27 protein-coding genes are annotated in these 25,808 nt (G+C 60.3%); 18 read left to right on the top strand and 9 right to left on the bottom strand.

Annotated features, from left to right (window positions below):
• Positions 1-40 precede the first annotated feature (40 nt).
• Together AC1RMF_RS11465 and AC1RMF_RS11460 are read right to left on the bottom strand one after the other, a co-directional pair.
• Entirely contained in the window at positions 41-937 is an 897-nt protein-coding gene (locus AC1RMF_RS11465; RefSeq protein ID WP_493141550.1) for an NAD(P)/FAD-dependent oxidoreductase, read from the bottom strand.
• Entirely contained in the window at positions 924-1,409 is a 486-nt protein-coding gene (locus AC1RMF_RS11460; RefSeq protein ID WP_493141549.1) for an Rrf2 family transcriptional regulator, read from the bottom strand. Before AC1RMF_RS11460 ends, AC1RMF_RS11465 begins: the two co-directional genes overlap by 14 nt.
• A 139-nt stretch (positions 1,410-1,548) precedes the next feature.
• Between AC1RMF_RS11460 and AC1RMF_RS11455 the strand changes: the two genes are divergently transcribed.
• A complete protein-coding gene (locus AC1RMF_RS11455; RefSeq protein WP_493141548.1) occupies positions 1,549-2,298 on the top strand; it encodes a hypothetical protein in 750 nt (249 codons plus the stop codon).
• Here the strand turns inward: AC1RMF_RS11455 and AC1RMF_RS11450 are convergent.
• A complete protein-coding gene (locus tag AC1RMF_RS11450) occupies positions 2,237-3,355 on the bottom strand; it encodes a YeeE/YedE family protein (protein WP_493141547.1) in 1,119 nt (372 codons plus the stop codon). The two genes, AC1RMF_RS11455 and AC1RMF_RS11450, sit on opposite strands and share 62 nt — an antisense overlap.
• 122 nt (positions 3,356-3,477) lie before the next feature.
• Between AC1RMF_RS11450 and soxC the strand changes: the two genes are divergently transcribed.
• From soxC to AC1RMF_RS11380, 14 genes are all read left to right on the top strand, one after another.
• Positions 3,478-4,860, top strand: a complete 1,383-nt coding sequence (gene soxC, locus AC1RMF_RS11445; protein WP_493141546.1) for a sulfite dehydrogenase — start codon at positions 3,478-3,480, stop codon at positions 4,858-4,860.
• The gene (locus AC1RMF_RS11440; protein ID WP_446737991.1) at positions 4,844-5,944 is read left to right on the top strand and encodes a c-type cytochrome; all 1,101 of its coding nucleotides are present in this window, start codon (positions 4,844-4,846) and stop codon (positions 5,942-5,944) included. Before soxC ends, AC1RMF_RS11440 begins: the two co-directional genes overlap by 17 nt.
• A 27-nt stretch (positions 5,945-5,971) precedes the next feature.
• Positions 5,972-6,439: a thiosulfate oxidation carrier protein SoxY gene (gene soxY, locus AC1RMF_RS11435; RefSeq protein ID WP_493141545.1), complete on the top strand. Its 468-nt coding sequence runs from the start codon at positions 5,972-5,974 to the stop codon at positions 6,437-6,439.
• Between the two features lie 54 nt (positions 6,440-6,493).
• Entirely contained in the window at positions 6,494-6,805 is a 312-nt protein-coding gene (gene soxZ / locus AC1RMF_RS11430) for a thiosulfate oxidation carrier complex protein SoxZ (RefSeq protein WP_342620021.1), read from the top strand.
• A gap of 14 nt (positions 6,806-6,819) precedes the next feature.
• Positions 6,820-7,623 carry a sulfur oxidation c-type cytochrome SoxA gene (gene soxA, locus AC1RMF_RS11425; protein ID WP_342620020.1) on the top strand — a complete coding sequence of 268 codons (804 nt, stop codon included), beginning with the start codon at positions 6,820-6,822 and terminating at the stop codon, positions 7,621-7,623.
• 10 nt (positions 7,624-7,633) lie between these two features.
• The gene (gene soxX / locus AC1RMF_RS11420; RefSeq protein ID WP_493141544.1) at positions 7,634-8,284 is read left to right on the top strand and encodes a sulfur oxidation c-type cytochrome SoxX; all 651 of its coding nucleotides are present in this window, start codon (positions 7,634-7,636) and stop codon (positions 8,282-8,284) included.
• Positions 8,285-8,296: 12 nt separating this feature from the next.
• Positions 8,297-10,033 (top strand): thiosulfohydrolase SoxB, encoded by a 1,737-nt coding sequence (soxB, locus tag AC1RMF_RS11415; RefSeq protein ID WP_493141543.1) that lies wholly within the window; start codon positions 8,297-8,299, stop codon positions 10,031-10,033.
• Between the two features lies 1 nt (position 10,034).
• Positions 10,035-10,565 (top strand): GlcG/HbpS family heme-binding protein, encoded by a 531-nt coding sequence (locus AC1RMF_RS11410; RefSeq protein ID WP_493141542.1) that lies wholly within the window; start codon positions 10,035-10,037, stop codon positions 10,563-10,565.
• 25 nt (positions 10,566-10,590) lie between these two features.
• Positions 10,591-11,004, top strand: a complete 414-nt coding sequence (locus AC1RMF_RS11405; RefSeq protein ID WP_493141541.1) for a DsrE family protein — start codon at positions 10,591-10,593, stop codon at positions 11,002-11,004.
• Positions 11,005-11,027: 23 nt separating this feature from the next.
• Positions 11,028-12,110, top strand: a complete 1,083-nt coding sequence (locus tag AC1RMF_RS11400) for a YeeE/YedE family protein (protein WP_493141540.1) — start codon at positions 11,028-11,030, stop codon at positions 12,108-12,110.
• 2 nt (positions 12,111-12,112) lie between these two features.
• Entirely contained in the window at positions 12,113-13,057 is a 945-nt protein-coding gene (locus AC1RMF_RS11395) for an MBL fold metallo-hydrolase (protein WP_493141539.1), read from the top strand.
• Positions 13,054-13,566: a TlpA disulfide reductase family protein gene (locus AC1RMF_RS11390; RefSeq protein WP_493141538.1), complete on the top strand. Its 513-nt coding sequence runs from the start codon at positions 13,054-13,056 to the stop codon at positions 13,564-13,566. The genes AC1RMF_RS11395 and AC1RMF_RS11390 overlap by 4 nt, the downstream gene beginning before the upstream one ends.
• Before the next feature lie 44 nt (positions 13,567-13,610).
• A complete protein-coding gene (locus AC1RMF_RS11385) occupies positions 13,611-13,967 on the top strand; it encodes an ArsR/SmtB family transcription factor (protein ID WP_342620012.1) in 357 nt (118 codons plus the stop codon).
• Between the two features lie 90 nt (positions 13,968-14,057).
• Positions 14,058-15,629: a methyl-accepting chemotaxis protein gene (locus AC1RMF_RS11380; protein WP_493141537.1), complete on the top strand. Its 1,572-nt coding sequence runs from the start codon at positions 14,058-14,060 to the stop codon at positions 15,627-15,629.
• Here the strand turns inward: AC1RMF_RS11380 and AC1RMF_RS11375 are convergent.
• Positions 15,618-17,351 (bottom strand): ClcB-like voltage-gated chloride channel protein, encoded by a 1,734-nt coding sequence (locus AC1RMF_RS11375; RefSeq protein ID WP_493141536.1) that lies wholly within the window; start codon positions 17,349-17,351, stop codon positions 15,618-15,620. The two genes, AC1RMF_RS11380 and AC1RMF_RS11375, sit on opposite strands and share 12 nt — an antisense overlap.
• 25 nt (positions 17,352-17,376) lie before the next feature.
• Positions 17,377-17,760, bottom strand: a complete 384-nt coding sequence (locus AC1RMF_RS11370) for a cupin domain-containing protein (RefSeq protein ID WP_493141535.1) — start codon at positions 17,758-17,760, stop codon at positions 17,377-17,379.
• Between the two features lie 188 nt (positions 17,761-17,948).
• On the opposite strand from AC1RMF_RS11370, the gene AC1RMF_RS11365 reads away from it, so the two are divergent.
• Both AC1RMF_RS11365 and AC1RMF_RS11360 read left to right on the top strand, forming a co-directional pair.
• Positions 17,949-18,347, top strand: a complete 399-nt coding sequence (locus AC1RMF_RS11365; RefSeq protein WP_493141534.1) for a DUF1924 domain-containing protein — start codon at positions 17,949-17,951, stop codon at positions 18,345-18,347.
• A 116-nt stretch (positions 18,348-18,463) separates the two neighbouring features.
• Positions 18,464-19,168: a Crp/Fnr family transcriptional regulator gene (locus AC1RMF_RS11360; RefSeq protein ID WP_493141533.1), complete on the top strand. Its 705-nt coding sequence runs from the start codon at positions 18,464-18,466 to the stop codon at positions 19,166-19,168.
• Positions 19,169-19,180: 12 nt separating this feature from the next.
• On the opposite strand, the gene AC1RMF_RS11355 is transcribed toward AC1RMF_RS11360, so the two are convergent.
• Positions 19,181-19,324, bottom strand: a complete 144-nt coding sequence (locus AC1RMF_RS11355; protein WP_342620006.1) for a DUF3149 domain-containing protein — start codon at positions 19,322-19,324, stop codon at positions 19,181-19,183.
• 194 nt (positions 19,325-19,518) lie between these two features.
• Between AC1RMF_RS11355 and pstS the strand changes: the two genes are divergently transcribed.
• A complete protein-coding gene (pstS, locus tag AC1RMF_RS11350) occupies positions 19,519-20,562 on the top strand; it encodes a phosphate ABC transporter substrate-binding protein PstS (RefSeq protein WP_493141532.1) in 1,044 nt (347 codons plus the stop codon).
• Positions 20,563-20,566: 4 nt separating this feature from the next.
• On the opposite strand, the gene AC1RMF_RS11345 is transcribed toward pstS, so the two are convergent.
• From AC1RMF_RS11345 to AC1RMF_RS11335, 3 genes are all read right to left on the bottom strand, one after another.
• Entirely contained in the window at positions 20,567-22,357 is a 1,791-nt protein-coding gene (locus AC1RMF_RS11345; protein ID WP_493141531.1) for an NAD(P)/FAD-dependent oxidoreductase, read from the bottom strand.
• Positions 22,358-22,543: 186 nt separating this feature from the next.
• Complete coding sequence (locus tag AC1RMF_RS11340; protein WP_493141530.1) at positions 22,544-24,451, bottom strand: sigma-54-dependent Fis family transcriptional regulator; 1,908 nt, start codon at positions 24,449-24,451, stop codon at positions 22,544-22,546.
• A gap of 76 nt (positions 24,452-24,527) precedes the next feature.
• Entirely contained in the window at positions 24,528-25,763 is a 1,236-nt protein-coding gene (locus AC1RMF_RS11335; RefSeq protein WP_493141529.1) for an NAD(P)/FAD-dependent oxidoreductase, read from the bottom strand.
• Positions 25,764-25,808 lie beyond the last annotated feature (45 nt).

Below are 25,808 nucleotides of genomic sequence, written 5' to 3'. Positions count from 1 at the left end.
AAGGCGTTGCCGCTCATGCCTGCGGGCTCCACCATCGTGCTCAAAACATCGAAGCCCGATGCGCCGCAAATGCGGCCATGGCTCCGTCCGCCACCGCCAGCGTCACATTGCCCGCTGCACGTGCTGCATCTCCGCACGCGAACACGTTGGGTACGCTGGTTGCTTTGAGCTCATCCACCTTGATGAACTGCCCCATGGGGCCGTCTTCCAGCGCGCATCCCAGTTGTTCGGCGATGGGACTGCTGAGCAGTGTGCGCGGCTGGGTGAACAGGCCGTTCATGCGCAGGGTGCGGCCGTCTTGCAGTACCACGTCGGCCACGCCGTCTATGCGGTCGATCGGCGCTGCCTCTATCTGCGTGCCGCGGCGTGCGATGGCGGCCAAGTCTTCCTCCGTTGGCGTGTAGGCGCCGTTCAGGAAAAGCGTGGGGCTGCCCCAATCCGGCAGCATGAGGGCATGGTGCAGCGCCAAGGGCGATGCGGCAATGATGCCGATGCGGCCCGCGTTCATCTCGTAGCCGTGGCAATATGGGCAGTGGAAGATGCTGCGGCCCCAGCGTTCGGCCAGGCCAGGAACAGGCGGCAGTTCGTCCCGCACTCCGGTGGCGAGAATGAGCCGGCCTGCGCTGATGAGGTCGCGGCCTACGCGGAACTCCAGTCTTGCGCCGCTGGCGACCCGTGCGTCATCCGCCGTTCCGTGCATCCATTCCACGCTCGGGTAGTTCATGAGTTGCTCGCGGGCATCGGCTGCGATCTCGGCCGGGGCGCGGCCGTCCTGCGTCAGGAAGCCGTGCGACGTTTCACCCGCCGCGTCCACAAACCGGTTGCGACGCTGGCCTGCGTCCACCACCAGCACGTTGCGGCGGGCGCGTGCCAGTTGCAGGGCGGCGGCCAGCCCCGCATAGCTGCCGCCGATGACGGCGAAGTCAATATCCTTCACGGGTGTGCTCCTGCATATGTTGGTGAACCCCATTGCCATGCGCCTTGTGCTGCGCCATGCGGCGATGAAAATCGGCTGATAGCTTGGCCAGCGAGACTGCACCAAAGCGCTTGAGCAGCAGTGCCTCGGCCTCTTGCGCGGCGCCTGCAAGCGCCTCATTCACGGCCTGCGCCACCAGGCAGGTGGGCCGGTCTTCCCGGAAGCCCAGCGACACCAGCGGTGGTGCGCCCAGCGCTTGGTACACGTCACCCAGGGTGATGCGATCCAGATCGCACGACAGCACCCATCCGCCGCCGTGCCCCTTGGCCGACATCACAAACCCGGCATCACGCAAGCCACCCATGAGACGGCGCAGCACCACGGGGTTGGTCTGCATGGCAGCGGCAAGTGCTTCGGAGGTGGAGGGACCATCGCCCTCGGCCATGTGCAGAAGCACATGCAGCACATCGGATAGTTGGGTATTTGATTTCATGAAACATTATTAGTTGCGTAATATAAACCTTGCAAACCAGACGGGAATTGGAGGGGCAATGTGTGGAGATGGGCGCACCACCCGGGACTGACAATGCACCGACGCAATTGGGTCGTCGCCGTTTACGGGAATGCTCTTCATGGCTTGTGCACGCAACTTAGTCCGCTCGGCGGCGCTTGGGCTGTTGGCCTTTGCAACACTCGCATGGTGGGTGCCTGCCAGCGCCCAGACGCCCGAATGGAACGGCCAAGTCGAGCTCAAACACCTGGACACCAGCACCGGGAAGAAGATGGTTCTTGCCGGTGCCAACATGCGCGTAGGAGTGAGTCCAGAGCGCCTGATACTTTTTTCGGGTGAGGGCGACGCCGAGAAGGTTGCACGAGAGGCGGTGGAATTGCTTCTGGAGAAGTTCAAGGCCGCGGGGCTCGATGTGGAAGGTCCACAAGTTGTGGTGGCCGCGCCCTTTTATGTCAACGCCAAATGGGACGCCCAGACCACCGTTACGTCGGAGTCACAAAACGGTGGCCTGTTCAAGAAGGCCTATTACTACGGGATCTACAAGACGGCGGTCATGGGCATGAAGTACCGGGACACTGAGACCTTCACCAAGGCGCGCGAGTTGATAGGTGCGTCGTCTGTCGTTGAACTCAATATGGCACTGGTCAATGACAAGACCAACTTCTCGGTGCTGGGCCTGAGTGCAACGCTGTGGAGGCGGTATAAAGATTCCAGCAACGAGTACCCGGCCTATACGGCCACGCTGAAGAACACTGGTGACTTCAAGGTGTCTTCGGTTGGCAAAGACACCATGGCCTACTGGCTCGCCATCAAACCGCAGACTCCAATTGCCAGCTTTGAAACCGCAACGCCAGCCAGGTTCCCAGGATGATGCCGCACACGGCCATACAGGCGCCGGCTGATTGCATGGAAAGGCCTGTGACGCCTTGGCCAATGGAGCAGCCCATGGCGGTCACGCCCCCAAAGCCCATCAAGGCGCCACCGATCATGTGGTTGCCCATGTCACGCGGGTTCTGGAAGGATTCCCAGCGGAATTCCTTACGGACCAGGGCCAGGAGGGCGCTCCCCAGCAAAGTGCCAACGCACACCATGACGCCATAGCTTACCGTGTTGTTGCGGTCCGACCAGAGTGTGAGCAGGTCCAGCAGATGGGCAACGGGAGCGGCAAATGTAAGCGCCTCCGGGCGGTGGGAATAGGTGCCGGACCAGGTGGGCTCCAGCGTTTCGGGGTGCTCGGGTATGTAGCCCACGTAGCCGGTGAGGAACCATGCCGCCAGCACAATCAGTCCGACGGCCACGCCTCCAAACCATTGCGCTGTTTCCATGCTGCTGCGGTTGCGCCACAGCAAGTACGCAGCGACAAGCAAGGTCACGCCCAGAACCATGCGCCGTAGACCCTGCGCTGCAATACCGGTGAAGGCAGCCAATATGGAACCCAGGTCCTGCGGATAACCCAGATCCAGACTGTGTGCATCCAGCAGGTCCACGCGCAATCCGGCGAAGGCGCCGCGCAGCGTCATTTGCGCCACCAGTCCGGCTATCAGCAACGTTACCAATGCCTTCAGGCTGCCGCTGCCGGCCTTGACCAGATTGCGCTGCGGGCAGCCTGAGCCCAACACCATGCCGAAGCCGAACAAGGTGCCACCTACAACATAGGAGAGCCAGAGGAAGCGGCTGCTCCAGGCGTTGGTCTTGCTCGCATCCAGCCAATTCCATTCGATCAAACCCAGGGTGCCCGCTGCACCCACCGCCACCGCCAGCACCCACATCATCAAGCGCGCTGTGCCGCGATAGGCAAACCAGTCTGCCAGTGCGCCCATGGTGCAAAAGCGCGTGCCCTGGGCCACGGCGCCCAGGGTCACGCCGATCAGCAAGCCGCCCCATACAACGGTCTGACTGGCGATTTCGGGGCTGAGTGGAAAGGTCATGGGCAAGGTGGTCGGGTATTTCTACGGCATACGTATAGCACTGTTTGCACAGTATCGCAGCGGCGTCATGGGCAGGGTTTGTCCTCATGCACAGACATCATTGAATGCTTATATTAGCGCTCATGAATAAGTCAAATTCAGAACCCACACAAACCGGGCGCCTGATCAAGGCACCTGAAAACTTTCTGGCTGCACAGGACATCCGGCAGGTTCAGGAAGAGGCCAAGAGCGGTAGGCGCGATTTTCTGCGCCGCGCGTTTGCCGCTGCGGGCGCTGCGGCGGCGGCACCGGTCATGGCACAGTCCAACCCGGTGCCCGATTCCGGTGGCGATCCGAATATTCTGAATCTGCCGGAGCATTCGCGCGGACTGGGTCAGCCGGTAGCAACCGATGGATACGGCAAACCCTCCAAATATGAGAGCAATGTGCAGCGGCGGCCCAGCCCCGGCTTGACACAGACCGCACAAGCCTCCGTCTCTTTCGCGCCTTTGCAATCGCTGTTTGGCATAGTCACTCCCAGCGGCCTGCACTTTGAGCGCCATCACCAGGGATGGTGGGATATCGATCCCAGCAAGCATCGCCTGATGGTCAACGGCTCGGACGAAAAGATCGTGCAAAACCCCATGGTGTTCACCATGGACGAGTTGATGCGCATGCCCGCCGTCAGCCGCTTTCACTTCATTGAGTGCGGTGCCAATACCGGCATGGAGTGGGGCAACGTGGCGGTTCCAACTTGCCAATACACCCACGGCATGCTCAGCTGCAGCGAATTCACCGGCGTTCCGCTGAAGCTGCTGCTGGACCGCGCAGGGGTGGACTACAAGCGTGGGCGCTATGTGCTGGCGGAAGGCGCGGATGGCTCGTCCATGACGCGCACCGTGCCCATGGAACTGATAGAGAGTGGCGAGGTTATCGTGGCCTACGGGCAAAACGGCGAGATGCTGCGCCCCGAAAATGGCTACCCCTTGCGCCTGGTGGTTCCGGGTGTGCAGGGCGTCAGCTGGGTCAAGTACCTGCGGCGCATTGAAGTGGGCGACAAGCCCTATGGTGCCAAAGACGAAGTGATTCACTATGTGGACCTTCTACCCAGCGGACAGCATCGCCAATACACCAGCACCCAGGAATGCAAGAGCGTGGTGACCACGCCGTCGGGTGGGCAGGTTCTACTGGATCAGGGCTTCTACAACATCAGCGGACTGGCATGGTCCGGTCGCGGCAAGATCCGTAAGGTCGACGTCTCCACCGATGGCGGACGCAATTGGCGCACCGCGCGCCTGGAATCCCCCGTAATGAGCAAGTGCCTGACGCGCTTCAACCTCGACTGGGTCTGGGACGGCAAGCCGGCGCTGATCCAGAGCCGGGCGATGGATGAGACCGGCTATGTGCAACCCACCAACCGTCAGCTCAGAGCGGTGCGCGGAACCCGCTCGATCTATCACAACAACTCCATTCAGACCTGGTTGGTACAGGAAAGCGGTGAGGTGAAGAATGTTCAAGTTGCCTAAGTTGCGCTTAGCAGTGGCTATGCTGGCGGGCCTTTGCGCGCTGACTGGCACCAACGCCTGGTCCGATACGGCCTATGTGGGCATTGGCCGCAGTGCAACACCCAAGGAACTGGCCGCCTGGGATATCGATGTGCGACCCGACTTCAAAGGGCTGCCAGCGGGCTCAGGTTCCGTTGCCCAAGGCATGGACATCTGGGAGTCCAAATGCGCTGCTTGCCATGGCGTTTTTGGCGAGAGCAACCAGACCTTCTCGCCGCTGGTGGGCGGCACCACGGCGCAAGACATCCAGACCGGTCACGTCGCGCGCCTGAATGACCCGGCCTATCCGGGCCGTACCACCTTGATGAAGGTGTCCACCTTGTCCACACTGTGGGACTACATCAACCGCGCCATGCCGTGGAACGCGCCCAAGTCCCTGTCCACCAACGAGGTCTACGCTGTTGTGGCCTATCTGCTGAATCTGGGCGGCATCGTGCCGGACAACCTGGTGCTTTCCAACACCAACATGGCGGATGTGCAGAAACTGCTACCCAACCGCAATGGCATCACCACAGACCACGGCCTGTGGCCGGGCAAGGGGATGGGCAACGGTGGCAAGCCCGACGTGAAAGCCGTGGCCTGCATGAAGGATTGCGCCACAGAGGTCACGGTGAAGTCTTCACTACCTGACTTTGCACGCAATGCCCATGGCAATCTGGCTGAGCAAAACCGTACAGTGGGTGCCCAGCACGGTGTGGACACCACACGCCCACCATCCACCTCTGTCGTCGAAGCCCGGGCAGCGGCTACCAATGTCAAGACAGCTCCTGCTGCAGTGGCGGCGGGCCCGGCCAGCCCGGATACGCTGACCAAGAAATACGCCTGCACGGCATGCCACGGAATCGATAGCAAGATCGTGGGGCCAGGCTTCAGGGAGGTTGCAAGCAAGTACGCTGGGCGTGCCGATATTGAAACCTACCTTGCAGGAAAGATCCGTTCCGGTGGCACGGGCCTTTGGGGCAGCAACGTGATGCCAGCGCAGACCTTGAGCGATGCGGAAGCGCGTACCTTGGCCCGATGGATTGCCAGCGGTGCCGGTAAGTGAGATTGTTTAGATTCATAGGAGATACATATGACAACCCGTAGACAGATGCTTGCGCGGTCCACCCAGGTGGCAGCGATGTTGGCGACATTGGGGCTTTTGCCCGAGCTGGCCCAGGCGCAGGCTTCCGGCTTCAACGTCGCGGCCTTTGATGCCAAGAACATGGCCGACCTGATGAAAGCCCTGGGTGGCAGTGCGCCCACCGAGAGCAAGGACGTGACGATTACCGGGCCCGACATTGCCGAGAACGGCGCCGTGGTGCCCGTGGGCGCATCGACTGCGCTGCCAGGCGTCAAGCGCATATTGCTGCTGGTGGAGAAGAATCCCTCCATGCTGTCGGCCATGTTTGATGTCACCGATGCAGTAGACGCCAACTTCTCCACCCGCGTGAAGATGGGGCAGTCGTCCAATGTATTCGCCGTGGCGATGATGGCCGACGGGCGCTCCCTGTATGCCTCCAAGGAAATCAAAGTCACCCTGGGCGGATGCGGCGGCTAAGCAGCCGCCCCATTAGCCAGCCCAGTCAACCTACCCATATTGAAGGAGAACACCATGGCAGATCCGATGCGCATTCGCGCCCAGGCCGCTGGAGACAAAGCAACTGTTCGCGTGCTGATGAGTCATGAAATGGAGACCGGTTTGCGCAAGGACGCATCCGGCAAGGCGATACCCGCCTGGTATATCCAGGAAGTGACGGCACAGCTCAACGGCAAGACCGTGATGACCGCCCAATGGGGCCCCTCGGTCGCCAAGAATCCGTTTCTGCAGTTCAGCGTCAAGGGCGCTAAGGCTGGGGACAAGATCACCATGTCATGGATCGACAACAAGGGCGAAAAGCGTACGGACGAAGCCACCGTCTCCTGAACACCGGAGCCACTATGCGAACACTCTGGACACTCATTGCCGTTGCAACCGTTGCCGTGTCGACGGCCGGTCTGGCGCAGCAGAAGTCGGCAAGCGACGCCATTGCCGAATACCGTGCCATGCTGGCTGACGGCAACCCGGCAGACCTGTTTGAGGCCAAGGGCGAAGAGTTGTGGAAGCAAAAACGGGGACCGAAAAACGTCTCCCTGGAGCAATGCAACCTGGGCAAGGGTGCTGGCGTAGTGAAAGGGGCGTTTGTTGAATTGCCCCGATGGTTTGCAGACACTGGCAGGGTGCAGGATCTGGAGTCGCGACTGCTGACCTGCATGGAAACCCTGCAGGGCTTTGACTCCAAGGTCATCATCAATACCCCCTTTGGCAAGGGCGAGCAGGCAAAGATCGAAAGCCTGGTGGCCTGGATCTCTGCCGAGTCCAAGGGCATGCATTTCAATCTGCCGCAAGCCCACACAGCAGAAAAGACTGCCTACGAGCTGGGCAAACGTGCGTTCTATTACCGGGCCGGCCCTTACGATTTTTCCTGTGCGTCGTGCCATGGCCAGGAAGGCAAGCGCATCCGCTTGCAGGATCTGCCGGACCTCACCAAGAACCCGGGCGATGGCGTGGGGTTTGCGGCATGGCCGGCCTACCGCGTGAGCAGTGGCGAGCTCTGGGGAATGCAGCGCCGCCTCAATGACTGCTTCCGTCAGCAGCGCTTTCCCTATCCCGGTTACACCTCGGACGTGACGGTGGCGCTGGGTGTCTACATGGGTGTCAACGCCAAGGGCGCAGAGTCCATTGCACCCGCGCTCAAACGCTAAAGGAGACACCATGAACGCTTTGAAAACCATGGTGATCGTGGCCGCTGCCGCCATCGCCGCCGGATGTGCCTCCATGTCACCCGGCCCCGACTATCGGGCCTTGTTGCAACAGATGATGGGCAGCTCGTTTCGCGATGAAGGCATAGCAAAGACGGATCGCCTGAAGCAGGATGAGGCCAACGCGGCCTGCTCTGAAGCCCAGTCCGGCACACCGCCAGAAGCGATGACCAACGCTATCCAGGAGCAGGCTCTCAAGAGCGTACGCATGCCCAAGGACGGCAAATTTCTGGGCGACTGGCGCGAGGGTGAAAAGCTTGCGCAGAATGGCCGCGGCATGACATGGACGGACAAGTCGGCCGAGCCCCGCGACAACGGCGGCAATTGCCTGAACTGCCACCAAGTCACCAAGGAAGAAATTGCCTACGGCACGATTGGCCCCAGCCTCTACCACTATGGCAAGGACCGGGGCGTCGTGGATCCGCAAAGCGAGATGTCCCGCCCCATCGTTGAATACACCTGGACCAAGATCTACAACTCCCGGTCGTACAACGCATGCTCCGGCATGCCGCGCTTCGGTCACCTCGGTCTTTTGGACGAGACACAAATGAAACACCTGATGGCCCTGCTGCTGGATCCACAGTCGCCCGTCAACAGCAACTGATAGAGCGCACCGATGAACCTGTCCAAACGTGAATTCCTCCAGGTACTGGGAGCAGCGTCTGTTGCCGGACTGCACCTGAGCCGCTTTGCCAATGCAGATGCCGCAACGGCCCAGCAAGGCTTGTACGACCTGCCCCGCTTTGGCAACGTATCGCTGTTGCACATGACCGACTGCCACGCGCAGCTGATGCCCATCCATTTCCGCGAACCCAGCGTCAATATCGGCGTAGGGGCAATGCAGGGCAAGCTCCCCCATCTGGTGGGTGACAACCTGTTAAAAGCCGCCGGTCTTGCACCCGGCTCGGCCCAGGCACATGCGTTCACCTACATCGATTTCGAGAAGGCCTCGCGCTCGTATGGCAAGGTCGGCGGCTTCGCCCATCTGGCCACGCTGGTCAAGCAACTCAAGGCAACACGGCCGGGAGCCTTGCTGCTGGACGGCGGAGACACCTGGCAGGGCTCGGCTACGTCGCTGTGGACGCAGGCGCAGGACATGGTCGATGCATGCAAGTTGCTGGGTGTGGACGTGATGACCGGACACTGGGAATTCACATACGGGATGGAGCGGGTCAAGGAAATTGTCGAGAAAGACTTTGAGGGCAAGATCGACTTTGTTGCCCAGAACGTCAAGACGACAGACTTTGGCGATCCGGTCTTCAAACCCTATGTGCTGCGCGAGATCAACGGCGTATCAGTCGCCATCATCGGTCAGGCTTTTCCCTACACACCGATTGCCAACCCGCGCTACATGGTGGCCGACTGGAGTTTCGGCATCCAGGACGACAACCTGCAAAAGATGGTGGACGAAGTGCGTGCCAAAGGCGCGAAGGTGGTGGTCGTGCTGTCCCACAATGGCATGGACGTGGACCTGAAGATGGCCTCGCGCGTGCGCGGTGTGGATGCCATCTTTGGCGGTCACACGCACGATGGCGTTCCGATCGCGGTGCCGGTTTCCAACGCAGGTGGCACCACCCTGGTGACCAATGCCGGAAGCAATGGCAAGTTCCTCGGTGTCATGGACTTCCAGGCGGGAAGCTCTGGCGTTACCGACTTCCGCTACCGCCTGCTGCCCGTGTTCGCCAATCAACTCCCAGCCGACCCAGCCATGGCAGCGCTGATCGACAGAGTGCGCGCACCCTATGCCGCCAAGCTGGCCGAGAAGCTGGCAGTCACCGATGGTCTGCTGTACCGCCGCGGGAACTTCAACGGCAGCTGGGACCAGCTGGTGTGTGACGCACTGATGGATGTGCAAGGGGCCGACATTGCCTTGAGTCCGGGCTTCCGCTGGGGCACCACACTGCTGCCAGGTGAAACGATCACACGCGAACTGATGATGGACCAGCTGGCCATTACCTACCCCTATGCCACGCTGACCGAGATGACCGGCGAGACCATCAAGACCATTCTGGAAGATGTGGCTGACAACCTCTTCAACCCCGACCCCTATTACCAGCAAGGCGGCGACATGGTGCGCGTGGGTGGTCTGGCCTACACCTGCGAGCCGACCCAACGCATGGGACAACGCATCAGCCGCATGACGTTGGGCGGTAAGCCGCTGGACGCATCACGCACCTACAAGGTTGCCGGATGGGCGCCCGTGGCGGAAGCCGCACGCACCGCACCCGGCAACAAACCGATATGGGACGTGGTGGAGACCTGGCTCAAGGCGCAACCGGGTGGCCATGTCAAGGCCCGCGCTGTCAACACACCCACGCTGATTGGCATGGCTGGCAACAGCGGCATTGCCTGACATGCCCGCCATGCAACAGCTCCCCAGCCGCGCACATCGGTTGCTTGTCAGCGTGGCCATGTTGTGTGCAATGCAAAGCGCGACTGCGGGCAAAGACGAGGGCGCAAGCTTCGCCGTGAAAATGCTGACCCCTGAGACGGCAATGGTTGCGGCACAGGCAGCACTGCAACAGTGTCGCAATGCGGGCTATCAGGTTTCGGTGGCCGTGGTGGACCGCTTCGGCATATTGCAGGTGCTTGTGCGTGATCGGTTTGCTGGCGCCCATACGGTGGAGTTTGCAAGCCAGAAGGCCTGGACTGCGGCCAGTTTCAAAATGGCAACCACGCTATTGGCACAGCAGACACAGGCGGGCATGCCCATGAGCGGCATCCGCAACAACGGACATGTCATGGCAGCCGGTGGCGGGCAACCCATTGAAGCCGGCGGCGCGCTTCTGGGCGGCATCGGTGTATCGGGTGCGCCAGGGGGTGATGCCGATGACAACTGCGCTCTGGCCGGGTTAAGGTCCATTGCCGATACCCTTGAATTCTGAAACGCTCTACAACAAGGTGCATTCCATGAAACTACTCAGACTGATTGCCATCGCTCTTGCACTTCTTACCAGCAGCCTGGCCTGGAGCCAGGACAAGGTGGTCTACCACATCAGCGATGCAGACTCCCAAGCGCTGGCAGGTCTGCGCAATATCCGCAACCATCTGGACACCGATCCAACGGCCAAGATCATCGTGGTGACCCATGCCAACGGTGTCGACTTCCTGATGGAAGGCGCCAAGGACAAGAACGGCAGCCTGTATGCAGGCCCGGTCTCTGCCTTGAAGAGCCGCGGAGTCACCTTTGAAGTCTGTGAAATCACACTGAAAACCCGCAACCTGAAGCAAGACCAGTTCATCCAGGAGGTGGACTTCACGCCCTCTGGCGTGGTGCGCCTTGTCAAGTTGCAGCAGCAGGGCTACGCCTACATCAAACCCTGACGCCTCGTTGCTGAGAATCCTGCATGCCACCTTCGCTCATTGAAAGTGCCGTCGAGTACCTGGGCGAAAACCATTCGCTGGCACTGCTCGGCATGGTGGTGGGTGCGGCGTTTGGCTTCCTGGCGCAACGCTCCCGTTTCTGCCTGCGTTCCGCCGTCATTGAATTCGCACGCAACCTCACCGGTGGCAAGCTCACGGTCTGGTTGTTTGCGTTTTCCACCGCCGTATTGGCCACGCAAACTCTGGCGCTTCTGGGTCTGTTTGATGCCAGCGAGTCGCGGCAAATTTCAGCGCGAGGCAGCCTGTCGGGGGCAGCCGTAGGCGGTGCATTGTTCGGCATGGGCATGACGCTGGCGCGTGGCTGCTCCAGCCGGCTGCTGGTGCTGGCCGCACAAGGCAATCTGCGCTCATTGGTTTCCGGTCTGGTATTTGCAGTGGCGGCACAAGCCGCCTGGACCGGTGTGTTGTCTCCCGTGCGCGAGGTCATATCGGCATGGTGGACGGTGGACGGTGGTGTCTCCCGCGACCTGCTGGCCATGACTGGCATTGGCCATTTAGGTGCGCTGTGCTTCGGTCTGGTGTGGCTGGCTGCAGCGGTCGTGTGGGCCCGGCGCCAGCGTGTGGCCACCTGGGCCTGGGCGGGAGCCATAGGGGTTGGGCTGACGATTGCCGCCGCCTGGTGGGCCACCTATGCCATATCGCGGGTTTCATTTGACCCGCATCCCATCCAGTCACTCAGCTTTACCGGCCCGTCTGCCGAAGTACTGTCTCGCGTGCTGTTCATCACCGACAAGCCTGCCACCTTTGACCTGGCACTGGTGCCCGGCGTGTTTCTGGGTGCCTTTGTTGCGGCAGCACTGTCGGGGGAGCTCAAGCTCGAAGGTTTTCAAGGCGGTGCGGGCATGCGCCGCTACCTGCTGGGTGCGATGTGCATGGGCTTCGGTGGCATGCTCGCCGGTGGCTGTGCCGTCGGCGCAGGCCTGTCGGGCACATCGGTCTTCAGTCTGACCTCGTTTGTGACGCTCACGGGCATGTGGCTTGCCGGTGCGCTCATGGACAGGCTGATGGATCAGCATCCCGCTGCCGAATCGCTTGCAATCAAATAACCATGGCCAAAGCAAAACTCCTGTGGGTTCTCATCTGTGTGTGCTGGTTCTGGGGCGCCCATGCCGATGAGGCGCCGCTCAAGGCGGTGCAACTGGCGGAGCGCGTCTGGTTTGTCCAGGGCCAGGCCGCACTGGGCAGTGTTGCCAACCGTAACTTCATATCCAACGCGGGCTTTGTGGTCACTGACGACGGTGTGGTGGTGGTCGATGCGTTGGGGTCACCAGCCCTTGCCAAGGAGCTGTTGACCGAAATACGGCGCATCACACCGCAGCCGGTGCGCTATGTCATCGCCACCCACTACCATGCCGACCACATTTATGGCTTGCAGGCATTCAAGGACGCGGGCGCCACGGTACTGGCGCACACGGAGGCCCGCGAATACCTGAACTCCGACACCGCGCAAAAGAGACTGGAAGCCAGCCGGGCAGAGCTGTTTCCCTGGATCGATGACAAGACCAGATTGGTTCCTGCCGACCGCTGGCTCGAAGACAAGGAAACGCGCTTGCGCGTAGGCTCCTTTGACTTCGTCATCGGCCATGTGGGACCGGCGCATACGGTAGAAGACGTGGTGGTCTATGTGCCCCAGCTCGGCGTGCTGTTTTCCGGGGACCTGTTCTTTCGCGGGCGCATTCCCTACGTTGGACAGGCCGACAGTCGCCTGTGGATTGCGTCTCTCAACCGGATGATGCAGTACCAACCCAAACTGGTCATCCCCGGCCACGGCCCCTCGTCTTCCGAACCCATGGCCGACATGACCATGACGCGGGACTATTTGCTGTATCTGCGAAAGACCATGGGCGAGGCTGCGAAGAATCTGGAGCCATTTGAGGACGCCTATGCCAGGGCCGACTGGTCCGCCTTTGAAAAAATGCCGCTGTTTCGGGTCGCCAACCACATGAACGCCTACAACACCTATCTGTTGATGGAGCAGCAGGCAGAGCCATGACCGATCTACACAAACCATCCGCACACTTGTCGCGCAGGGACATCTTGCGCGGTATGTCCATCGCCTGGACGCCCGGGCTGGCCATGGCCGATGGGGGCAGTGCCACTATCGACTGGCCAACACTTCCCTTGCTGGATGGCGGTGTGCTTCAACCCTCGACCTGGGTTGGAACGCCGGCAGTTCTGGTCTTCTGGGCCACCTGGTGCCCCTTTTGCCAGCGTTACAACGCCCACATTGAAAAGCTGTACCAGCAGACCCTGGGCAGGAATTTGCGTGTTTTGGGTGTTGCCACGGAAACGGACAGATCAAAGCTTGGCAACTACATGCAAAGCCATCAGTTCCATTTCCCGGTGGCGCTGGCCGACAGCAGTTTCCGTGGGCAGTTCACACAGCGGCGCATCATCCCTTTGACGTGCCTGGTTTCAGAACGGGGCATACTGAAGCAGACGATTCCGGGTGAGATGTCACAGGAAGACGTTCTCTCACTGGCGTCAGCATCGTGGGCCTGAGTGCCTAAAATGCGAGTGGCGTATTTACCTCTATCGGATACCTTATGGATGAGTCGATCAATCAAGACCGCGTCTTTGAATCAGCAGCGGAGCTGTTTGCCCTCTTGTCCACGCCCATGCGACTCAAGATCATCAGCGCCGTCTGCGAAAAGGAAAAGAATGTTTCCGAACTGCTGGAACTGATAGACACCACGCAACCCAATATGTCCCAGCATCTGGCAACCCTGCATCGCAAGGGTGTGCTGTCCAAACGCCGCGAAGGCGTACAGATTTACTACAAGCTGCAAAGTGAGCGCGTTGCCATGCTGTGCCGCGCGGTCTGCACCCAGGTGGCCATCGAATTGGACGACGCAGGCAGCATCGATGCAGCAGACAGGTTGACATACAACACACCGCGCTGATCTGATAAGCACTCCTAACTGGAGATGCTGCAAAATGTCCCTCTAAATACCCGCCGTGCATTGGCGCGTCGGGCACAACAAGGGGACAAAATGAATCTCGCTTCAATGAAAGTCGCCACAAAATTGTGGCTGTTCATGACGGTTGTCGTCCTCGCCATTCTGACCGTGGCGCTTGCGGGGACAGCCCGAAGCGCAAGGATATTGGCAGAAGGCCGCGAAGCGGCAAACAACTCCGCAGAAATGATCAGGATTTCAACCCAGTGGTCGAATTTGACCGAGGGCAACTCCTTTCGCAACCAGGCGATGATGATCAGCAACGAGCCTGCCATCTCCGCAGCGTTCAAGGATTCTGTAAACAGTACGGTCGCCAGGATTTCCGAGCTTCAGAAAAAGATCGAGTCCATGCCGTTGGACGATGCGGACAAGGCGCAGATGCAGAAGATATCGGACTTGCGCAAAACCGTCATTGCCTTGAGAGTCAAGGCGCTTCAATTCAAGACCGACGGGAATGGAGACGAGGCAATCAAGGTCATGCAGTCCGAATACCTGCCCAATATGGCCCTCTACATTGGCGCACAAAAGGACTTCGTGAAGTTGCAGGAGCAACACATGGAGCACATCCTTGCCCAAACGGAAGAGCAGCGCGCCAACAATACGCTTGGGATCTTGATCGCCTTGGCGGTGATCATTGTGGTCATATTTTTTGGAATCAGGTGGCTGGTCAGCTCTATCCAGGAACCCCTGGCTCAGGCAAATGACTATGCAATACGCATTGCCCACGGGGACCTGAGTGCTGTCATTTCGACGCAGCGGGGCGACGAGTTCGGCACCTTGTTGGGTACCCTCGGGAAAATGAACACATCCCTGGCACAGCTTGTGATGTCGGTGCGAAACGGCTCCGAAGGTGTTGCAACCGCCAGCTCGGAAATTGCGCAAGGCAACAACGACCTGTCGTCGCGTACTGAGCAGCAGGCCAGCGCACTCGAAGAGACTGCGGCAAGCATGGAAGAACTCAATTCCACGGTGAAGCAGAACGCTGATGCTGCGCGCCAGGCCAATCAACTCGCGGCAAACGCTGCGGCTGTTGCCACGCAAGGTGGTGAGGTGGTGGGGCAGGTTGTGGAAACCATGAAGGGCATCGTTGACTCCAGTCGCAAGATCAGCGACATCATCAGCGTGATTGATGGCATCGCCTTCCAGACCAACATTCTTGCGTTGAATGCTGCGGTGGAGGCTGCCCGTGCCGGTGAGCAGGGACGCGGTTTTGCGGTGGTGGCCAGTGAGGTTCGCTCCCTCGCGGGGCGCAGTGCAGAAGCTGCCAAGGAGATCAAGTCCCTGATCAATGCCAGTGTCGAGCGCGTCGAGCAAGGAACGGCACTGGTGGACAAGGCCGGCAGTACGATGACCGAGGTTGTGGGCAGCATCCGCCGGGTCACCGACATCATGGGAGAAATCAGCGCGGCAAGCAGCGAGCAGGCATCTGGCGTATCCCAAATCGGTGAGGCGGTGCAAAGCATGGATCAGGTGACCCAGCAGAACGCGGCATTGGTGGAGCAGATGGCTGCAGCCGCGAGCAGTCTGAAAAGCCAGGCGCAGGAATTGGTAGCAGTGGTTGCGACCTTCAAGCTCAATGCAACGGAAGTCCGCGCACTAAATGCTTAGTCGTGCATAGGTTTCGAGCAAGGCACTCTTCTTCACCACACCCACCAGGCGGGGCTCGTCTACGGATTGGATGACCGGCAGTCGCTCACCCTGATGCGCCATGAAGCGCCGAAACGCGGTACTCAAATCCATATCGCTGGTGAGGGGCTGGATTTCCTGGGTGAGCAGGTCGATGGCCCGGTTGCCCCTCAGGTTGTGATCTGCCGTCGCCGAATTCAGATTCCTCAAAGGCACCACGCCTTGGTACACGCCCTGGGGGTCAACCACATAAAGGTACTTCACCGGATGTGCCGCAAACAGGTGGGCCATGCTGTCCAGATCCGCGTCCTGGCCCACTACGGTCTCGGCTGGCTGAATGAGGTCCTGAACCAGCAGCTTTCGCAAACGCTGGCGTTCCTCGCTCTGCACCAGCCGCCGGAGTGTGATGTCGTACATAGAGCCTGCATTGGTCACTCGCGCCACGAAGTAGGCCATCACGCACCCCACCATCAAAGGCAGCATCACCTGGTAACTCAAGGTCATTTCAAACAGCATGAGGATGGCCATCAGCGGCGCTTGCGTGGAGCCTGCCAGAAAGGCTCCCATCCCCACGATTCCGTAGGCAAACGGCGCGGATGCCAGTTGGGGCCAAAGCGATTGCACGCCCAGACCATAGATCTCACCCAGCATGCAGCCGAAGAACAGGGCGGGAGTAAAGACCCCACCGACCGCGCCCGAACCCACCGTGGCAAAGGTGGCGAGTGCCTTGCTGGCCAACAGCAGAAAGAGCAGCGTCCAGCTCCATTGGGAATGCAACGCGCTGTTGACGACGCTGTAACCGTTGCCCCATACCTCCGGGATGAACCAGGAGACAAGACCAACCACCAGTCCGCCAAGACACATGCGCAAGGGCAATGCCACGGGAAGACTGGCAAAGAGTTTCCGGCTTCTTTCCAACCCCCTCAAAAATACCGCAGCCCCCAGCCCCGCAAGAACACCCAGCAATGCAAACAGCAGCACGTCGGGTCCCTGGATGCTGGGGAAGCTCGGGATGGCATAGGGTGGTTGATAGCCGGGGAATTCGCGCATGGTGATGTTGGCTACCACAGCCGCCACGATGATCGGCCCCAGGCTATCCAGCGCAATGGAGCCCAGCACGATTTCCGCAATGAAGAAGACGCTTGCAAAAGGCGCGTTGTAGGCCGCCGTAATACCGGCTGCGGCTCCACAGGCGACCAGCAGGCGCAATTTGTCGGCAGGCATGCGCAGCCCTTTGCCCAGGGACGAAGCACACATGGCCGCCAGTTGCACCATGGAGCCCTCGCGTCCAATCGAGCCACCACTGACAATGCTCACCACCGATGAAAGACTGCGCCCCACAGTCAGGCGCACGGGGATGCTTCCGTCTCCCATCGTGCTGGCCTCCATGTAGTCGCTGATGCTGTTCTTTTCCTTGAAGCGGTTGATCCATTGCAGCAGCAGCCCAGCAACCAGACCGCCCAATGCAGGCACACACAAGCGCGCCGCCGGGCTCAGACTGTGCGCCAGCGCAACCATGCTGCCGCCCTGCCCAAGCAAGGCTCTGTCTCCCCAGTACAGCGACAGACGAAAGGCTTGCGTTGCCAAGGCGCCTATCAACCCGGCCAATACAGCCCAGACGATCATTGCCAGCCAGGAAAATCGATACAGCCTTTCACCCCAAAAAGTTCGATAGCGCACGCCAAGGAGGTGGAGAAGGTTCACGGCGCGGTCATGGGTAGATGCCGAACTATTTGTATTGAATGGAAAAAGGTCGAGCCGGATCGGAGACCTGAAAGCTTATCAGCTTGAGTACCTGCGTGGCATGTTTGTTCATCACTCGGGACCTCCGGTTCGCAGGCTCCAACAAACCCTGCCCGGCCGAGACGGTCTTCGGTGGCTTTCCTTCAATCTCCCAGACACCGGTTCCCGTTTCAACATAGATAGCCACGGCCGCAGAGTGGATATGCCAGGGACTCGCGGTGTTGGGTGCGAACTGCGAAGTGACCATGCGCACTTCTGTCCGGTCCTCCTGCATCTCCTTCAACAGAAATGCCGACGGCGGATCGGACGACTGTGCCAGCGCGTCAAACGCAATCAGACCCAGAAGACTCAGAGCAATAAAAATTCGCATACAAAAGGCAGCTGTACGGAAGTGGCGCACGAGTCTAATTCAGTGGTATTGCCTCCTGTTCGCTCTTTACATTTTTTCACTCGGAGGCAACGTAAAGACGTAGCTTGCGTAGCGGCGATTGAGCGTCGGCGAGATTAAGTTTGACTTAATTCTTGGCAACGTAGACTGGCCCATTCTCTGGAGCCAGAATGAACGCAACCATAGGACTTTTCACTGCAGCATTCCTGATTCTGCTCAGTCAGCACCTGCATGCCGAAGACACAACGCCGGCAAAGCAAGTAGATACGCTGGTGAGGCTTTCGGGCATCCGGCCGAATCCCGGCAGTGGGCATGACTTCTTTGTGTCCAAGCACGGACGGGAATGGTCATGCTCCAGTTGCCACACCACGGATCCCACGGGTCTGGGCAAGCACGTCAAGACCGGCAAGGTGATTCAGCCCATGGCACCGGCAGCCAATCCAAGCCGCTTTACCGATGTCACCAAGACGGAAAAATGGTTCCGCAGAAATTGCAACGATGTGATCGGGCGGGAATGCACGCCCGAAGAAAAGGCCGATGTCCTGACGTGGCTCTTGAGCCTGAAGTAGCAGACCGCCATGCGCGGCAACCTGTTGAAGATCAAACCCATCTGATCGGAAGTCGATAGCATCTGGACCAGGGAATCGGCGCGCCCGCCATTCCGTTAGTCAAAGAAGGTCTATTTGTGATTCCCATCAAAACCGCATCTGCCTGGCGAGGAACATCGGACTGCCGCAACTGTGCAATCAGGGAGATGGTCCTGTTTGCAGATTTGGATGAATCCGATTTCTCGAAGATTCACGCCCCGATTGATGATCTGGAATATGCGGTGGATTCGGTGCTGCTGCAGGAAGGAGACCGCGCGCCAGGTCTCTTTACCGTGAGATCGGGAATGTTCAAGCTGGTGCGAACGACCAGCGACGGCCGCGAACGCATCGTGCGGGTAATGCGCCAGGGGGATGTCATTGGTCTGGAAGCGCTGGTGCACGGCAAGATCGACACGAGCGTTGTCGCCTTGACCGCTGCATCCGTCTGCCGGATACCGCTGGAAATCATTCAGTCGCTGGCCGTGCAGTCCCCGCGCCTGCATCAGAGTCTGATGCGCAAGTGGTCCCACAATCAAAAGGAAGCGGAGGACTGGTTGGCAGACCTGAATTACGGCACTGCCCGCCAGCGCGTTGTCAATTTCATTCTGAAAATGCGAAGCCCCACCGACATGCAGCTCGTCACGCTCTTCAGTCGGGAAGACATCGGGGCGATGGTCGATTTGAAGATGGAAACCGTCAGCAGGGAAGTCAGTCAGCTTGTGCGCAACAAAGTTCTGGAACCACTGGACAAGCAGGGCCGTACCTACCGCATCATCAACCTCGCCGGCTTGTCGACTGACTGATTGCACGACCCGCTATTTTTCGTTGTTGCGGGCGGCCTCGTTCACTTTATGCTTGAAGTACCAGAGGAAGAAAACCGCCATCCCCAGCATGAAGCCAATGCCGCTGATGCTCATGATTCCGTAGTCGGTGGTGAACAGATCTGTTAGCAATTTCATGTCAATCCCCTTAAAGGTGTGACACGAGTGTCCCTGCCGACCTGGTGACGTCGATTGATATTTATCACCCGACACCTGCCATTTTTTGGGATGCTTTGACGCAGGTTACTTAAGCAGAACTTAATGCGCCGCCGTTGTCACTGAATTGACATACATGAAAACTACCTTCGGGTTCCCTTTACTCAGGTGTTCTCATGAATCTCACATTCAAAAAAATATCGGTTGTCGCCGCATCGCTGTCGACCCTTTGCGCTGGTGGTCATGCATTCGCGCAGGAAGTCACAGGCGCTGGCGCCAGCTTCCCTGCACCGGTCTATGCCAAATGGGCTTCCGACTACAACAAGGCCACGGGCGTAAAGGTCAATTACCAGTCCATCGGCTCGGGCGGCGGCATCAAGCAGATTGACTCCAAGACCGTGGACTTCGGCGCCTCCGACATGCCGCTCACGGACGACGTCCTCAAGTCGAAAGGCCAGCTGCAGTTCCCCACGGTCATGGGTGGGGTGGTGCCTGTCATCAACATCAAGGGGCTTGAGCCCGGCCAGATGAAGCTCACCGGCCCTGTGCTGGCCGATATTTTTCTGGGCAAGGTAGCCAAGTGGAACGACCCTGCCATCAAAGCCTTGAATCCCACGCTGGCACTGCCTGACACGGACATCGCGCAGGTGCGTCGCGCCGACGGCTCCGGCACCACCTTCATCTTCACCAACTACCTGAGCAAGGTCAGCCCCGAATGGAAGAGCAAGGTGGGTGAAGGCACGGCGGTGAACTGGCCCATTGGTGCTGGCGGCAAGGGCAACGAAGGCGTTTCGGCCTTCGTCAACCGCATTCCCAATTCGATTGGTTATGTGGAATATTCCTACGTGAAGCAGAACAAGATGAACTACGCCATCCTGCAGAACGCGTCGGGCAATTTCGTCCATCCCGACGAGGCAGCCTTCAAGGCGGCCGCTGCCGGCGCCGATTGGAGCAAGTCGTTCTACCAGATCCTCACCAATGAGCCAGGCAAGGAAGCCTGGCCCATCAGCGGAGCCACCTTCATCCTGATGCACGAAAAGCAGGACAAGCCTGCCAATGCAGCCGAGGTGCTGAAGTTCTTCAACTGGGCCTACGCCAATGGCGGCAAGGCGGCCTCGGATCTGGATTACGTCCCGATGCCGGCCACCGTGGTGGCCGCCATTCAGAAGTCCTGGGGCGACATCAAGGACAACGCTGGCAAGCCCGTCGCCTTCAAGTGAAGCGCTAGCGCAGGTGATGCACCGCAGCCTGCCGATACACCGGCGTATCCAGGCCCTCAAAGCGGGCCTTGAGTTGCAGGGACAGAAACTGCGAGTAGTGCCGGCTCTGGTGCAGGTTGCCGCCGTGAATCCAGAGCTGCGGCTGGTTGGTGGGCTTCCACATGTTGCGAAGCTCGCCTTCCCATGGCCCAGGGTCCTTGGTGGTGCTGGAGCCCAGACCCCAGACCTTGCCGACGCGGTTGGCCACATCGGGTGAGACGATGTCGGCCAGGAACTGGTTCATGGAGCCAAATCCGGTGGCGTACACGATCAGATCCGCGGGCAGCTCGGTACCATCGGTGAGCAGTACCGACTTGGGGTTGATGCGCTCGATGTTCACCCGGCTCTTGAGCTTGATGCTGCCGTTGGCCACCAGCTCGGACGCGCCCACGTCGATGTAGTAGCCCGAACCGCGGCGCAGGTATTTCATGAACAGGCCGGAGCCGTCATCACCAAAGTCCAGCATGAAGCCCGCCTTCTCCAGTCGGCCATAGAGATCGGCCTCGCGCTTCTTCATCTCCTCATACACGGGGATGTGGAAGGTGTGCATGATCTTGTAGGGCACGCTGGCAAAGATCAGGTCGGCCTTGTGGTGGTCTATGCCGTTCTTGACGGCCTCTTCGCTGTAGAGCCCGCCCAGTGCCAGCTCCATGAGCGCCTGCGAGGGTGCGATGTGGGTGCTGCTGCGCTGGACCATGGTGACGTCCACGCCGTTCTCCCACAGGGCTGCGCAGATGTCGTGGGCTGAGTTGTTGGAACCCAGCACCACCACTTTCTTGCCCTTGTATTTTTCCGGGCCGGGGTGCTTGCTGGAGTGGTGCTGTTCCCCTTCAAACGTTTCTGCACCGGCAATCTTGGGCACGTTGGCATAGCCGGATACACCCAGCGCAAACACCAGTTGTTTGGGCCGCAGCGTCACCAGCTCGCCGGCGCGATCCACTTCCACCACCCACTCACCCTTGGCCTCGTCAAAGTGCGCGCTCTTGGCGGTGGTGGAGCCCCAGTAGTTGAGCTCCATGACCTTGGCATACATCTCCAGCCAATCACCCACTTTGTCCTTGGGAGCGAACACCGGCCAGTCGTCCGGGAAGGGAATGTAGGGCAGGTGGTCGTACCACACCGGGTCGTGCAAGCACAGGCTCTTGTAGCGGTTGCGCCAGCTGTCGCCAGGGCGTGCATTCTTCTCGATGACCAGTGTAGGCACGCCCAAGCGGCGCAGGCGCGCAGCCAGAATGATGCCGCCCTGACCACCCCCTACGATGACCACATAGGGCTGCTCGCTGTAACCCAGCTTGGCCTGCTCCTCGTTGCGCAGCTCCATCCAGGTCTTGCGGTTCTTGTGCACTCCGTGCTCCGCACCCTTGATGCGGCGCGTGCCGGTCTTCTCCTCGAAGCCCTTGAGTTCCACCATGGTGGTGAGCAGGGTCCAGGCCTTGCCGTCCTTGAGCCGCAAATGGCCGCGCCCACGCGAAAGACGTGTCTCGAAGGTGAACCAGGCGTCGATCACGCCACCGGCTTCGGTCGCTTCGCCTTCCAGCGTGAAGCGGCTCGGAGCCACATCGGCCAGCCGTGCAGCGAGCATGTCGCGCACTGCGGGCTTGCCTTCCTGGGTACAGATGTTCCAGGTAAAGCTGACCAGGTCGCGCCAATAGCAGTCGTCATCAAACAGTGCGAGCGCCGCATCCAGATCACGCTTGCCAAGCGCAGCACCAAAATCGGCCAGCCAAGTGCTGGCCCTTTGCGAGGGGGTTGTCATTGAACTTGTCTCCTGTGGATGGCCAGCCTCGAAATGGGCTGACTCAACTGATACAAGTCAATATCCATGCCAGAACGGTCCGGCGCCTAAGTGCTTGATTTGTATGGACTCAGAACGCAGGGCGTGCTGTCACACTGTGACAGGTGTAACAGCCAGGCAGGTGACAGTTGTCACCCTGTTGCACCGCTATTCACGGTTGTTCGGCACGATGCCTGCACGCTTCATGCGCCGGTACAGCGTCATGCGCGACAGCCCCAGCTCGCGCGCCAGAGCACTGACGTTCCAATGCGCGGCGCGCAGAGCCTGCAGCAGCAGCTCGTCGGCATCGCAGCGTGGGGCTGGACGGGGCTGCGCCACGGCCTGCACGGCGGATGCTTCACGCAGTTGCGGCAAGTCGTCGGTGTCGATGTCGCCGTGCGCGCGCATGCTGCTGGCGTAGTCCAGCACATTGCGAAGCTCCCGCAGATTGCCCGGCCATGTATGTGCCATCAGTTGTGCCAGCGCTGCCGCAGTGAGTGTGCGGCCTGACAACATATGGCCAATCAGCGCACCACGGTCCGCCCGCTCACGCAACGACGGCAGACTGAAATGGGCGCCATTGAGACGGTAGTACAGGTCGTCACGGAACTTGCCGGAGCGCACCAGCGCTTCCAGGGGTGCATGCGTGGCGGCAATGACGCGGATGTTGATGGGGATGGGCTTGAGTGCCCCCACTGGAAGAACCTCGCGCTCGGACAACACGCGCAGCAGGCGTGCCTGCAGCGCCAGGGGCATGTCGCCTATCTCGTCCAGGAACAGGGTGCCTCCGTCGGCTTCCTGCACCAGCCCGCGCTTGCCCTTGGCGCTGGCGCCAGAGAAGCTGCCGGGCATGTGGCCAAACAGCTCGCTCTCGATCAGCGCCTCGGGGATGGCCGCACAGTTCACCGCCACAAAGGGCCGCTGCTTGCGCACGCTGCTGGCATGAATGGCCTTGGCAAAGTACTCCTTGCCCGAACCGGTTTCACCGGTGATGAGCAGGCTGATGGGGGAGTTCACCAGCATTGCCGCGCGTTTGATCTGTCGGTCCAGCGCCGGGTCGCCCAGAGAGAGGGATGCCAGCGGCTGCGGCAGGGGTGCGATTGCCGCGTCACGCACGACCAGTGGCACCGGTGGTGGTGGTGTGACGGACAGAAACAGTGCCCTGTGCATGCCACGCAACATGACCGCGCGCTGGTCCATGGGTTGCGCCATCACGTAGCGGCCGATTTGGGAAAACGGAACGTTCAGCAGGCTTTCCCATGGTGACCCCAGCAGCTTGCCGTGGTTCACGCCCTGCAGCCCCAACTGTGCACGGCGGTTGTGGCCGATGATGCGCCCCGCCCCATCCAGGGCCAGCAGATATTCGGGTTGCACTTCCAGAAACTGCGGGGCGCTGGCCAGCCGCACGATCCAGTCGCGCCGATGGCGCTGCAGGAAGGCCGCATTCTCGATGTCGTGCGCATACATGGTGACCAGCTGCAGGGCGAGGTGCTGGCTCTCCTTGGGTTGCGAGGAACTGAGCTGTGAAATATCCAGCACGGCGCTCAGATTGCCCAGGCTGTCGTAGATGGGTGCCGTGGTGCAGGTCAGCGGAATATGGGTGGCATCGAAATGGTCATCCAGATGCACCGTCAATGCACGGCCGGTGCTGATGCAGGTGCCCACGCCACAGGTGCCCGCATGGTGTTCGCTCCAATCCGCCCCGAGGTACAGGCCGGCTCGGCGCAGGCTGGGCTCGAACACCAGGTCACCCAGAAAGTCCACGGTGATACCACGTGCATCGGTCAGCAACACCACATAGCCCAGACCCGAGACCTTGCTGTAGAGCGACTCCAATCCGTGGCGGGCAATTTGCAGAAGACTCTCCATCTGCTCCTTGTGCTCGCGCAAGCGGGCTTGCGGCACGATGATGGCCTCCTGCATGCGCGTGGGGTCCAGCCCGTGCTCGTGCACGCAACGCACCCAGGAGTCCCGAATCAGGTCTTCGTGGCGGGAAGCCAGCGGCTTGCCGTTTGCATGCGCCTCGGATGCGACCTGCATCACGGTAGAAATATGCTGATGGGGTGTGACTTGCATGGGGGACTGCTCCGGCGTGGGCCTTGGAGCAGGCACAGTCGTTCAATGCCCCCCATGTGTCAAGAGCGCACAAACCCTAGCCGCGGTTGAGATCCACCTGCGCGTCCATCACCAGTTCCGGATTCTTCAGCAGCCGTTCCTTCCATGCCCCCAGGTGTCGGCGCGACTGGATCAGCCCGCGTATGGCGCCCACGTGCTGCGGATGGCCGATGGTGATGGCGCCCACCAGCTGGTCGCCATCGAAGCACAGTCGGGTATAGATGAAGTTGGCCTCATCGACCACTTCGGTGCTTTCACCGCCGTCAACGCCCTGCCACAGACCAAAGGTGTGCGATACGAGCCCGACCGAGTCCAGCACATTCATGCCCAGGCTGCCGATGTAGGGCACGTCCTTGCCGGCCATGTTGAGCGCCGCGATGCGTCCATGCTCGGTAGCCGTGGGCTGCAGTGCGTGCACCACCCATTCACCGGTGGAAAAGTCGCGCCCTTCGGCCACGTCACCCGCCGCGTAGATGTGTGGGACCGAGGTGCGCATGTGCGGGTCAATCACGATTCCGCTGCGGATTTCCACGCCGGTGTTTGCGAGGAACGACACGTTCGGATGCACGCCGGTTGCCAGAATGATGAGGTCGGCATCAATGGTGCCTGTGTCCATGACCAGGCGCGGACCGGGTTCTATGCGCAGGGTGCGCCCGGTGGTGATGACGTTCACACCGCGACCCTCCAGCCAGCGCTGCAGCATGCGGCTGCCCACTGGCGTCATCATGGAACGCAGGATCTGGCCCGAACGGCCCGCCACTACGGATAGCCGCACACCTCGGCTCACCAGCGCCTTCATGCAGACCCCGGCCACGAAGCCGGCGCCCAACAAGACCACGCGCGCGCCAGGGACCAGACTGGGCGCAATCTTGTGCGCATCCTCCAGGGTCCAGCACGACATCACACCCGGCAGATCGGTGCCGGGCAACGGTGGCAAGCTGGGCGATGAGCCGGTTGCCACCAGCAGACGGTCATATCGCAGTTGCGAACCATCGTCCAGATCGACCAGGCCGCCGTCCGGCCCGGCGTGCACCCGCAACGCCTTGGCATGGAGGTAGCGGATGCCAAGCCCTTCGAGGTGGTGGTGCGAGCGGCGCTGGCGCGCTCCATCGTCGTCTATGTTTCCACTGAGGATGTAGGGGATGGCCATGCGCGCATAGGGCTCACCCGGTTCGCCGCTGACCAGTGTGATGTGCGCATCGGCACGGGTTTCACGCAAAGTCTCTGCCGCGCGCACGCCAGCCGAGCCGGCGCCAATGATGACAACGTCCATGGTCCTTCTCCTTCATGTTGCCAGTGAATGGCATCGCCACAAATA

The organism is Rhodoferax sp. GW822-FHT04A08, assembly GCF_058801025.1.
Note: the sequence above shows the minus strand (reverse complement) of the source record. Positions and strands in the feature narration are given on the sequence as shown.